This is a genomic window from Mycobacterium sp. (assembly GCF_050701515.1).
Taxonomy (GTDB): Bacteria; Actinomycetota; Actinomycetes; order Mycobacteriales; family Mycobacteriaceae; genus Mycobacterium.
Window position 1 is genome coordinate 1 of the sequence record NZ_JBOGDB010000058.1, and the last position, 10937, is coordinate 10937.

Here is a 10937-nt window from a genome sequence, read left to right on the forward strand (position 1 = left end):
GGCGCCTGCCCGGCCTGCAACGGTGCCGGCGTCATCTTCACCGAGCTGGGTGTCATGGCCACCGTCGAGTCCCCCTGCGAGGAGTGCGAGGGGAAGCGGTTCCAAGCATCGGTGCTGGAATACACGCTGGGCGGCAGGAACATCGCCGAAGTGCTCGCGATGTCGGTGACCGACGCGCTGGGGTTTTTCGACGACGGCGAGGCCGGCACGCCGGCCGCCCACAAAATCCTCGAACGGCTCGCCGATGTGGGCCTCGGCTACCTCAGCCTCGGTCAGCCGCTCACCACACTGTCCGGCGGTGAGCGGCAGCGGCTCAAGCTCGCCACCCACATGGGCGACAAGGGCGACGTCTACGTCCTCGACGAGCCGACCTCTGGCCTGCACCTCGCCGACGTCGAACAGCTGCTCGGCCTGCTCGACCGGTTCGTCGACTCCGGCAAGTCGGTCATCGTCATCGAGCACCACCAGGCCGTCATGGCGCACGCCGACTGGATCATCGACCTCGGCCCCGGCGCCGGCCACGACGGCGGCCGGATCGTCTTCGAGGGCATCCCCGCCGACCTCGTCGCCGACCGCTCGACCCTCACCGGCGAGCACCTCGCCGACTACGTCGGCGATTGACGCTATTGCGCCGAAAGAGATTGTGCAGCAAGCGCTATCCTCTGAGCATCGACTCACGACACTAGGCGTCTATCAGCGGATGACGCGGTGCACGTCGTCCTTCGCTTCGCCGCCCTCCTGAGCGATCCACGGTCCCTCGATCGACGGATCGAGGATCCCTTCCTCCAGCCAGGTGTAGCGACCGTCGAGCACGCCACGAGCCAGCGTCCGGTCGGAGTCGTCGCAGTTACGCCAGAGCTGGTCGAATAGCTGCTCGACCCGAACCCGTGCCTGGCTGCAGAACGCGTCGGCGAGCTCGACCGCGGTTTCGTCCGACCGGTCACGTTGTGCCCGGACGCATGCCGCCGTCATCGCGAACAGCTCCGCGCCGATATCCACGATCCGGCCCAGGAACCGCTGCTTATGCTCCAGCTTGCCCTGCCACCGCGACATTGCGTAGAAGGTGCTGCGCGCCAATTTGCGGCTGGCCCGTTCGACATAGCGCAGATGCCCTGCCAGCGTTCCGAACTCACTAAACGATGTCGGCAGCTGGCCTTTGCCGGCAACCAAGGTGGGCAGCCAGCGCGCATAGAACTTCCCGGCCGCGGCGGCCGCTTTTGCTTTGTCTCGCAGGTCGGCGTCGGGGTCGATGATGTCGCCCGCCACCGACAGGTGCGCGTCCACCGCCTCACGGGCGAGCAGCAGATGCATGATCTCGGTGGAGCCTTCGAAGATCCGGTTTATGCGCAAGTCCCGCAGCACCTGTTCGGCGGGCACCCCGCGCTCCCCGCGGGCGGCCAGCGATTCGGCGGTCTCAAAGCCGCGCCCGCCGCGAATCTGTACAAGCTCGTCGGCGATCAGCCAGGCCATCTCCGAGCCGTACAGCTTGGCCAGAGCCGCCTCGATCCGGATGTCGGTTTGTTTTGCGTCGGCCAGCTCGCTGGCCAGGTCGAGCATCGCCTCCAAGCCGTAGGCGGTGCCGGCGATGAACGCCACCTTGCCGGCCACCGCCTCGTGCTCGCCGACCGGCCGGCCCCACTGCACCCGCTCCCGTGACCACTCCCTGGCGATCTTCAGACACCATTTCGCCGACCCGCTACACACTGCGGGCAGCGACAGCCGCCCCACATTCAGCGTGGACAGCGCGATCCGTAGCCCATCGCCTTCCTTGCCGATCCGGTTCGCGGTCGGCACCCGCACGTCGTTCAACCGGGTGAGGCCGTTCTCGATGCCACGCAATCCCATGAACGCGTTGCGGTTCTCGACGACGATGCCCGGAGCGTCCGCCTCCACCACGAACGCGGTGATCCCACCCCTGCGCCCTTCGCTCTTGGGTACTTGAGCCATCACCACAAGCAGGTCGGCGATCACACCGTTGGTTGTCCATAGCTTGACCCCGTTCAGCACATAGTCGTCGCCGTCCGGCGTGGCGGTGGTGTGCAGCCGGGCCGGGTCGCTGCCCACGTCCGGCTCGGTGAGCAGAAACGCGCTGATCTCCCGGGTACACCGGGGCAGCCAGGTTTGTTTCTGCTCGTCGGTGCCGAACATCGAGATCGGCTGCGGCACTCCAATCGACTGGTGCGCGGAAAGCAACGCGCCCAGCGAGGGGTGCACCGAACCGACCAGAGCGAGCGCTTTGTTGTAGTAGACCTGCGACAGGCCGAGTCCGTCGTACTGGGTGCCGATCTTCATGCCGAACGCGCCCAGCTCCTTGAGCCCGCGGATCACCTTGTCCGGGATCTGGGCGTCGTGTTCGATGACAGCGGCATCGATCTGTGACTCGCAGAATTCGCGCAGTCTCGCGAGGAATGCCTCACCGCGCTCGGCAGACTCCGCCGAGCCGCGCGGATGAGGATGGACCAGGTCCAACCGCAGTCGGCCGAGGAACAGCTCCTTGCCGAAGCTGGGTTGGTGCCATTGCGCCTCCCGCGCCTGCTCGGCGACCTCCCTGGCCTGGCGTTCGCTGACTTCTTCGGTAACGGTCATCGCAGATCTCCCCACATATCCGGCCCTACTCGACAGTAACTTAGATCGGAGGTGTGCGCGAAGCCCTTTCCGGCTTCGACTTGAGCGTCACGCTGTCAGGGTTGCGAGCTGTTCGGAGAATCGCGAGTAAGTGTGAGTGTTTGGCAGCGAATGCATGTGTGACTGGGTGTTGGGAAGCTTGCCGAGTGGGCGCGGGCGCAGGGTGTTTATCCGCAGACACGGTGGGAGTGCCTCGCCCAACGGCGAGGCTGCCTGAAATGCCCAGTCATCCAAACACTCACATTTCAGGTAACGGCTCGAGATCCAGGAACACTTTGCCGGTTCCCAGATCTACGGGCGTCGAGACCTGGTCATGCGCGATCAGCCAGACGCCGTCGATCTTCCGAAAGCACGTCGTGGCCCGAACCCAGTGAGCGGTCCGGGCTCCGTTCTTCAACGTGCCGCTGATCCGATTGAGGCTATGCGCAAACGCCACGTCGTCGCCCACGGTGATGGTGAGGTCGCGAATCTCGTAATCGATTGGACGCTGGTACACCGCGAAGGCATCTGCCCAGTTCTTCCTCTTTGCCTCTGCTCCGACATGTTTCAGCGGCGGTTGGATGTCGAATGACACGACGTCCGGCGAGTAAATCGACATCACACCCTCGAGATCCGTGTCGCGTATCGCATGCACCAACTTGTCGATTCGCTGTCGAATGTCGGCTTCGTCGGTCGCGTGTGGTGTCGCCATCGCTTCCTCCTAACGGATTTCACGGTAGCGATGATGGACCGGTCATTCTCCCTAGGCCGGGGCGGACCGCGACATCACGCGATGACTCGGACCAAGTAAGGCGTCATGTTCTTGGTGCGGACCGGCGTAACCGTCACTGCGGGGTCGGTGGCTTCCAACATCTTCCCGTTTCCCAAGAACATCGCGACGCTCTGGTTGCCGTTGGGGCCGTAGAAGATCAAGTCGCCGGGCAGCGCCTGCGCCGGCAGCACCTTGCGGCCGGTTTTGTACTGCTCCCCCGAGGAACGCGCCATCTTGATCCCGACGCCGGCGAAGGCATACACCATGAGACCCGAAGCATCGAAGCCGACGATGCTCTCGGCCGGGTCCAATCCGACGACGTGGCCGGCCCGGTCCAAACCGATGGCGTTTTCAGCCGGGCCACTGCCGCGGGTAGGGCCGGTGGCGTCTCCGCCTCCGTATGAGAAAGGAACGCCGCGCTGCGAAAGTGCGCGCGCGATCACGTAGTCGACGGCCTGCTGGTCGCCCGCCGGCCGGGTGAAAATGTCAGCGGTCGCGAGACCGGGCGTCGCCACCAGGACGGCCAGACTGATAACGAAGGCGTAGATGCGTCTCATCCCAATTCCAACTCTCTGCGACATAAGCGCGAACACAACAAGGTGGCCCTTTGGTGGACAGTCACCAGAATCACTTCTACAAGCCAACGAGCCGGCGGCTCATTTGCCGCACGGCACACGGTCAATGAGTTGCCGTACCGTGACGCAACGGTGACCGGAAGCCGGTTTGAGCTAACTTCTGCCCGGATCGGGCGCAGACTCCACCACTATCGGCGATGCGCCGTAGGGTGAAACCATGGCCATCATCGAAGCGGATGCCCAGCCCCGCACACCGTTCGACCAGGACGTTGCCGCCACGCAGCGATACTTCGACAGCCCACGCTTCGAGGGGATCATTCGCCTCTACACGGCCCGACAAGTCGTGGAGCAGCGCGGCACGATCCCCACGGACTACATCGTGGCTAGAGAGGCGGCGGAGGCTTTCTACCCGCGGCTGCGCGAGCTGTTCGCCGAGCGCAAGAGCATCACGACATTCGGCCCCTACTCGCCGGGTCAGGCAGTGACCATGAAGCGGATGGGCATCGAAGGGATCTACCTCGGTGGTTGGGCGACGTCCGCTAAGGGTTCCACCAGCGAGGACCCGGGTCCCGACCTCGCCAGCTATCCCCTGAGCCAGGTACCGGACGAGGCCGCCGGACTGGTGCGTGCCCTTCTCACCGCCGACCGCAATCAGCATTACCTGCGTTTGCGGATGAGCGAAGAGCAACGCGCCAACACCCGAGCACACGACTTCCGGCCGTTCATCATCGCCGACGCCGACACCGGCCACGGCGGCGATCCGCACGTACGCAACCTGATCCGCCGTTTCGTCGAGGCCGGCGTCCCCGGATATCACATCGAGGACCAACGCCCCGGCACCAAGAAGTGCGGCCATCAGGGCGGCAAGGTGCTGGTGCCCTCGGACGAACAGCTCAAGCGTCTCAACACCGCCCGCTTCCAGCTCGACGTGATGGGGGTGCCCGGCATCATCGTCGCGCGCACGGATGCCGAGGCCGCCAGCCTGATCGACAGCCGCGCGGACGAGCGCGACCAGCCGTTCCTGCTGGGCGCCACCAACCTGAAGGTTCCCTCGTATAAGGCTTGCTACCTGGCGTTGATGCGGAGCTTCTACGAGGCGGGGGTCAAGGAGCTGAACGGCCATCTCCTCTACGCTCTGCCCAAGGGCGAGTACGCCGCCGGCATCGCGTGGCTGAAGCGCGAGGGCATTCTGGATCTGGTCACTCAGGCGGCCGCGGCCTGGCAGCAAGATGGGGAGCAATCGCTCGACGCGCTCTTCGACAAGGCCGAGTCGAGTTTCATCGACGCGTGGCAGGACGACGCCGGGCTGATGACCTACGGCGAGGCCGTGGCGGAGCTTCTGGAGTTCCGTGAGCGCGAGGGCGAACCGCTCGACATGAGCGCCGCGGAATGGCGTCGGTTCGCCGAGCGTGCATCGCTTTATGAAGCCCGCGAAAAGGCGAGGGAGTTGGGCGCCGACGCCGGATGGGACTGCGAGGGGGCGAAAACCCCGGAAGGCTACTACCAGATCCGCGGCGGCATACCGTATGCGATCGCGAAGTCACTTGCTGCGGCACCCCTCGCCGACATCCTCTGGATGGAGACGAAGACCGCAGATCTTGCGGATGCCCGGCAGTTCGCCGAGGCGATTCACGCCGCGTACCCGGACAAGATGCTCGCCTACAACCTCTCCCCCTCGTTCAACTGGGATACCACCGGCATGAGTGACGAGGAGATGCGCAAGTTCCCTGAGGAGCTCGGCAAGATGGGCTTCGTCTTCAACTTCATGACGTACGGCGGACACCAGATCGACGGTGTCGCGGCCGAGGAGTTCGCCACCGCGCTGCGCCAGGACGGCATGCTGGCGCTGGCCCGTCTGCAGCGCAAGATGCGCCTGGTCGAGTCGCCCTACCGCACGCCGCAAACACTGGTCGGCGGTCCGCGCAGCGACGCCGCGCTGGCCGCGTCCTCGGGGCGCACGGCGACCACCAAGGCCATGGGCAAGGGATCGACCCAGCACCAGCATCTCGTGCAGACCGAGGTACCGAAGAAGCTGCTGGAGGAATGGCTGGCGATGTGGAGCGAGCACTACCAACTCGGCGAGAAGCTCCGTGTGCAGCTACGGCCGACGCGCCCCGGCTCGGACGTATTGGAGCTCGGCATTTTTGGCGAACGGGACGGCGGCGAGGAAGAGAAGCTCGCCAACGTGATCGTCGATCCGATCAAGGACCGGCACGGCCGCAGCATCCTGACGGTGCGCGATCAGAACACGTTCGCCGAGAAGCTGCGACAGAAGCGGCTGATGACGCTGGTCCACCTCTGGCTGGTGCACCGCTTCAAGGCCGAGGCGGTGTACTACGTCACGCCCACCGAGGACAACCTGTATCAGACCGAGAAGATGAAGTCACACGGCATCTTCCGCGACGTCTACCAGGAGGTGGGCGAGATCATCGTCGGCGACTTGAACCATGAGCGCATCGCCGAGCTGCTCGCGCCCGATCGCGAGGCGCTGGGCCGGTTGATTCGCAAGGAAGACTAGGAGCCACACGGCTTTCTGTCGTTAGGCTTGTCCGGTGGGGCGGGTCAATCGGTTGATGGAACGTCGGACCCTTCGCCGCGCTGCCGACCAGGCCCTGATGACTGCCCTGCAACCGTGGGCGGCTCCGGACGACAGCGACACGTCGAACGACCACGAGCCGATTACCGATCCGATCGCGGTGGGCGCTTACCCGCCGTGGTACCGGACCAAGCGGGCGGTGATTGCGCTTGCAACCGTGGCGGTCGCCGCCGTGGCGTGCGGCGTCCTGCTGGTTTTACCCAGTCCGGGTACCGATGTCGAGGAGGCGACGACCGTCGGCCCAACCGCCGAGCCCGCACCGAGCAGCGCGCAGCCCAGCCAGGCCAGGTCTCCCCAGCCGGCCGTTCCCTCGCCACCCGCGGCTCCGCCACCACCGCCGGTACAGCCCGAGCCGGCGCCGGCTGGTGCTCGTGAATATCGCGAGTATCCGGCGCCACGTCCCGCCGCACCGTCCCCAACGAGAAAGCCAGAAATCGGGGTGACCCGCACACCCGCCACTCGGGCACCGATCAGCGTGGCGCCGGAGCCCCGGCAGGCACCCGAAAACAACTCCGCCACGCCCGGAGATGCCCCTGAGGATGATGGCTGGGGCTGGTAGTAGTCGAACGCGTCCGCCGCCGGCGAGTTGATGCGCCGACCGTGCGGTTGTTTGCGCCTGCACTCGCGATTCGTGTGGAACAACCGCGCACTCGGCGGTAGATCAAACCACACTCCTAGCGCAGCTGCGTGTGCATACTCTCGTAGGTATGACGGCTGGCGACCGCTGACAAAACGGCATGCAAACAGACGACGAGCACGCCCCGTTCCTGCTTCTGTCCATCCGCGGCGAGGACGAAGCGGCTGACGACGAGTATCGCGCGATGATGCGCTTTTCCGGGCTCGATGCGAGCCGGCTGCACCGTATCCGCCTGACCCACAGGTCTTTAGGACCGATCGACCTCGCCGAATGGTCCGGCATCATCCTGGGTGGCGGACCCTATAACGTCACTGACGATCCGGACTCTAAGTCGGCGACACATCGACGCGTCGAAGCCGAGCTGTTGTCCCTGATCGATCGAATCGCCGACTCCGACTTTCCCTTTCTCGGATGCTGTTACGGCGTGGGCACGCTCGGTTCGGTTGTCGGCGCCACCCTCGACCGGTCCTACCCCGAGCCGGTTGCCGCCGTCACCATCAAACTCACCCCGGCCGGTCGCGAGGACCCGCTCTTTACGGATCTGCCCGATGTGTTCGATGCGTACGGCGGGCACAAGGAGGCAGCCAGTTCGCTCCCCTCTAATGTCGTGCACCTTGCGTCCTCAGCTGACTGTCCAGTGCAGGCCTTCCGGGTGGGCCACAACGTATATGCGACGCAGTTTCACCCCGAACTCGATGTCGCCGGCATCTGCACGCGGATAGACGTCTACAAGAACCACGGATACTTCGCGCCCGAGTCGGCAGAGTCACTGAAAGCGGCTGCGCGAGAACGGCATATCGAGTATCCGCCGACAATTCTGCGGAGATTCGCCGAGCGATACGCGCGGAAGATCTAGGGCGCCGATTCACCGATATTGCGGTGTCCATCGCACCTGCGCGATCCCCTCTGTCAGCTCTTGGCCGCTGCGTCTCGGGGCGACACCCTCCGCGACGGCTTGGACAGCGACGGCGTGGGCGATGCGGACCGCGACATCGGGGACATCGGCCCAGGCGGGTAGCAGCGGCTGGTCCGGGTCGGAGAGTGCGGGCGATGCATCGCCCAGCGTCGCGGCGGCGACCCGCATCATCTCGTCGGTGACTCGGGTGGCCTGCGCTGCGGTCACGGCGAGCCCCATGGCGGGGAAGATGTAGACGTTGTTGCACTGGGCGATTGGCCGTTCGACTCCGTCGCGAACCAATGGCGCGAACGGTGAGCCGGTAGCGATCAGCGCGCGTCCTTCCGACCACGCGTCCAACTCGGCCGGATGTGCCTCAGCGTGGCTGGTCGGGTTGGACAGCGGGAAGATGATGGGCCGCTCGGTCTTACCCGCCAGCTCGCGCACGATGGCCTCGGTGAACGCACCGGCCGCGGTCGACAGCCCCATCAGAACGCCGACGTCGACGTGGTGCACGACATCGGCCAACTGGGCGGGCCCGGATAGGGTCCAGTTGGCGATGCGACCGGCCGGCTGGGTGAATTTCCGTTGTCCCGCAGACAGATCCGTTCGATCGTGGGTGAGTAACCCCTGGATGTCGACGACCCAGATGCGCCCCGACGCATCCTGCTCGGACAGCCCCTGCGCCATCATCTCGCGCTGGACCATGTCCAGGACGCCAATGCCGGCCGAGCCGGCGCCCAGCATCACCACCTGCTGCTGCGACAGCGGGCGGCCGGCGACCTTCGCCGCACCGTGCAGCGCGCCGAGCGTGACCGCAGCGGTGCCCTGGATATCGTCGTTGAAGGTGAGCAGCTTGTCGCGGTAGCGGTCCAGGATCGGCAGTGCGTGCGCAGTGGCGAAGTCCTCCCATTGCAGCAGCACGTTTGGGAGCTCTTCGTGCACCGTGGCGACGAACTCGTCGATGAACGCGTAGTACTCCTGATCGCTGATCCGCCGGTGGCGCCAGCCGAGGTACTGCGGGTCTTCGAGCAGCTCGACATTGTCGGTACCCACGTCCAGCACTATCGGCAGGGTGCGGGCCGGGTCGATGCCACCGATGAGGGAGTACAGCGAGAGCTTCCCGATCGGGATGCCGATTCCGCCGATGCCCTGGTCGCCGAGCCCGAGGATGCGCTGTCCGTCGGTCACCACGATCACGTCGACGTCACGCTGCGGGCGGTTGCGCAACACTTCGCCGAGCCGGTCCCGGTCCGGATAGGACACGAAAAGTCCCCGCGGTCGCCGATAGATCTCGCTGAAGCGTTGGCAGGCCACGCCGACCGTTGGGGTGTACACGATCGGCATCGTCTCGGGGATGTGGTCGTGCAGGACCCGGTAGAACAGGGTCTCGTTGCGGTCCTGCAGCGCGCGCAGGTAGATGTGTTTGTCGAGATCGTCACGGCGGGTGGAGAACTCGTGCCAGCAGTGCTCGGCTTGCTGGGACAGGGTCTTCTCGGCGATCGGGAGCAGGCCCAGCAGACCGAACTTGCGACGTTCCGCGTGCGTGAAGGCTGTGCCCTTGGTCGTCAATGCGTCGAACAACTTGGCTTGTCCCGTTTTCTCGTCGGACATCGAGAAACCCCTTCGTCTAGTCCGTCAGGCCGGCCGCGACGGCGAAGGCACGGAGCTCGCGGTCGATGTCGGATCCGGCCGGCTGGTACACGAGTTCGGTGACGCCGAGAGCGGCGAGTCCAGAGATCTTCCCGGGCAAGTCCTCCGCCGTGCCGGTCAACGCCATTGAGCTCGCGAACGGAATCAGCTCGGCGGCGTGTTTCTCGTCGCGTGAGTTGGCCTGCACCAGATGCCCTTCGTGTATGGCGAGGTGTCGCTCTGCTTCGGGAAACGCCTCGATCGCTTCGCGCCACGCCGGTCCGCCGGGTAATCCGTCAACCGCCTGCGCGCCGCCACGCTCGTAGGTGGCGTGGTACAGCACTACGGCCGCGGGTGCCGCGGCGTCCATCACCCGCCCGGACGCCAGGTCCTCGCCCTCATCGAGGATGGTTCCGAATGCGAGCAGCGCCCTCCAGTCGGCGACTTCCCTGGCATCGGGTTGCGGGACGGCGGCGGAGAAGACGCCGTCACCGAGTTCGGCGGCCACGGCGAGCCCTTTCGGGCCGTCGGCCCCGATCAAGATGGGCACGTTGATCGGTCGGCCTGCTCCGAAGCCGGGCAGGTGCATCATGCGGATGGCTGCACCCTCCCACTCGGCGGTCTCGCCGGCGAGAAGAGTCTTCAAGCAGCGCACGTAGTCGGCGACCTTTCGCCACCGGATCGGCCGCTGGCCAAGAGACAGCCGGCCGGTGAACCCCGACCCGATCGCGACGGCCACGCGGCCAGGGGCTTGGCTCACGAGCTCGGCGATGGCTGCCGCATTGACCATCGGATGGCGCAGGCTAGGAACGAGGACGCCCGGCCCCAGACCGATCCGTGATGTGCGCTCCGCACACCTGCTGAGCATCATCCACACATCCGGGTAGATCGCCGGAGAGTCGTAGAGCCAGGCTCGGTTGAAACCAAGCGTTTCGGCCAACTCGACGTGGGCCGGCGTGTTCGACGAGGTTGCAAACGCGCACGAGATATCCATGGGGACATTATCGGTACGCTGAAGTGTTATGGGGTCGCCAAGCCGAGCGGTAGTCACCGCGGTTCTCGTCCTTGCCGGCTGCTGTTCGTCCGTCGGCATTGCCAGCGCCGACCCGCCTGCGCCGCCGCCTGAGCCCAAGACGACGATCGACCACGACGGCACGTATGCGGTGGGAACCGAGATCGTGCCGGGCATCTACAGCTCTGCGGGTCCCATTGCCGACGGCACGTGC

At 65.5% G+C, this 10937-nt stretch carries 10 protein-coding genes; 5 read left to right on the forward strand and 5 right to left on the reverse strand.

The genetic code is table 11. The features are described from left to right. A partial coding sequence (locus ACRDU5_RS05000; protein ID WP_526613288.1) for an ATP-binding cassette domain-containing protein occupies positions 1-621 on the forward strand: 621 nt, incomplete at its 5' end. Between the two features lie 72 nt (positions 622-693). Here the strand turns inward: ACRDU5_RS05000 and ACRDU5_RS05005 are convergent. The 3 genes from ACRDU5_RS05005 to ripD all read right to left on the reverse strand — a co-directional run bounded on the left by ACRDU5_RS05005 (position 694) and on the right by ripD (position 3933). Continuing rightward, positions 694-2586, reverse strand: a complete 1893-nt coding sequence (locus ACRDU5_RS05005) for an acyl-CoA dehydrogenase family protein (protein ID WP_526613289.1) — start codon at positions 2584-2586, stop codon at positions 694-696. A 277-nt stretch (positions 2587-2863) separates the two neighbouring features. Further along, a complete protein-coding gene (locus ACRDU5_RS05010) occupies positions 2864-3316 on the reverse strand; it encodes an SgcJ/EcaC family oxidoreductase (RefSeq protein ID WP_526613291.1) in 453 nt (150 codons plus the stop codon). A 74-nt stretch (positions 3317-3390) separates the two neighbouring features. Then, the gene (gene ripD / locus ACRDU5_RS05015) at positions 3391-3933 is read right to left on the reverse strand and encodes an NlpC/P60 family peptidoglycan-binding protein RipD (RefSeq protein ID WP_526613293.1); all 543 of its coding nucleotides are present in this window, start codon (positions 3931-3933) and stop codon (positions 3391-3393) included. A gap of 235 nt (positions 3934-4168) precedes the next feature. Here ripD and aceA point away from each other — a divergent pair, with 235 nt between their 5' ends. The 3 genes from aceA (at position 4169) to ACRDU5_RS05030 (ending at position 8040) form a co-directional block, all read left to right on the forward strand. Beyond that, entirely contained in the window at positions 4169-6469 is a 2301-nt protein-coding gene (gene aceA, locus ACRDU5_RS05020) for an isocitrate lyase ICL2 (protein WP_526613294.1), read from the forward strand. Between the two features lie 97 nt (positions 6470-6566). Then, positions 6567-7106, forward strand: a complete 540-nt coding sequence (locus tag ACRDU5_RS05025) for a hypothetical protein (RefSeq protein ID WP_526613296.1) — start codon at positions 6567-6569, stop codon at positions 7104-7106. A 178-nt stretch (positions 7107-7284) separates the two neighbouring features. Further along, positions 7285-8040, forward strand: coding sequence for a glutamine amidotransferase (locus tag ACRDU5_RS05030; protein ID WP_526613298.1), 756 nt, complete (start codon positions 7285-7287; stop codon positions 8038-8040). Positions 8041-8049: 9 nt separating this feature from the next. Here ACRDU5_RS05030 and maeA read toward each other — a convergent pair whose 3' ends face one another. Next, positions 8050-9693 (reverse strand): oxaloacetate-decarboxylating malate dehydrogenase, encoded by a 1644-nt coding sequence (gene maeA, locus ACRDU5_RS05035; RefSeq protein ID WP_526613300.1) that lies wholly within the window; start codon positions 9691-9693, stop codon positions 8050-8052. Positions 9694-9709: 16 nt separating this feature from the next. After that, on the reverse strand, positions 9710-10705 hold the full coding sequence (locus tag ACRDU5_RS05040) for an LLM class flavin-dependent oxidoreductase (RefSeq protein WP_526613301.1): 996 nt from the start codon (positions 10703-10705) through the stop codon (positions 9710-9712). A 28-nt stretch (positions 10706-10733) separates the two neighbouring features. Here ACRDU5_RS05040 and ACRDU5_RS05045 point away from each other — a divergent pair. After that, on the forward strand, positions 10734-10937 hold a 204-nt coding region (locus ACRDU5_RS05045; protein WP_526613303.1), incomplete at its 3' end, for an Rv1352/Rv1906c domain-containing protein.

Bases quoted from the DNA above. Each gene is read 5' to 3' on its own strand.
- ACRDU5_RS05005 (WP_526613289.1), bottom strand. From the start codon at position 2,586: ATGACCGTTACCGAAGAAGTCAGCGAACGCCAGGCCAGGGAGGTCGCC.
- ACRDU5_RS05025 (WP_526613296.1), top strand. From the start codon at position 6,567: ATGACTGCCCTGCAACCGTGGGCGGCTCCGGACGACAGCGACACGTCG.
- aceA (WP_526613294.1), top strand. From the start codon at position 4,169: ATGGCCATCATCGAAGCGGATGCCCAGCCCCGCACACCGTTCGACCAG.
- ACRDU5_RS05010 (WP_526613291.1), bottom strand. From the start codon at position 3,316: ATGGCGACACCACACGCGACCGACGAAGCCGACATTCGACAGCGAATC.
- maeA (WP_526613300.1), bottom strand. From the start codon at position 9,693: ATGTCCGACGAGAAAACGGGACAAGCCAAGTTGTTCGACGCATTGACG.
- ACRDU5_RS05040 (WP_526613301.1), bottom strand. From the start codon at position 10,705: ATGGATATCTCGTGCGCGTTTGCAACCTCGTCGAACACGCCGGCCCAC.
- ripD (WP_526613293.1), bottom strand. From the start codon at position 3,933: ATGAGACGCATCTACGCCTTCGTTATCAGTCTGGCCGTCCTGGTGGCG.
- ACRDU5_RS05030 (WP_526613298.1), top strand. From the start codon at position 7,285: ATGCAAACAGACGACGAGCACGCCCCGTTCCTGCTTCTGTCCATCCGC.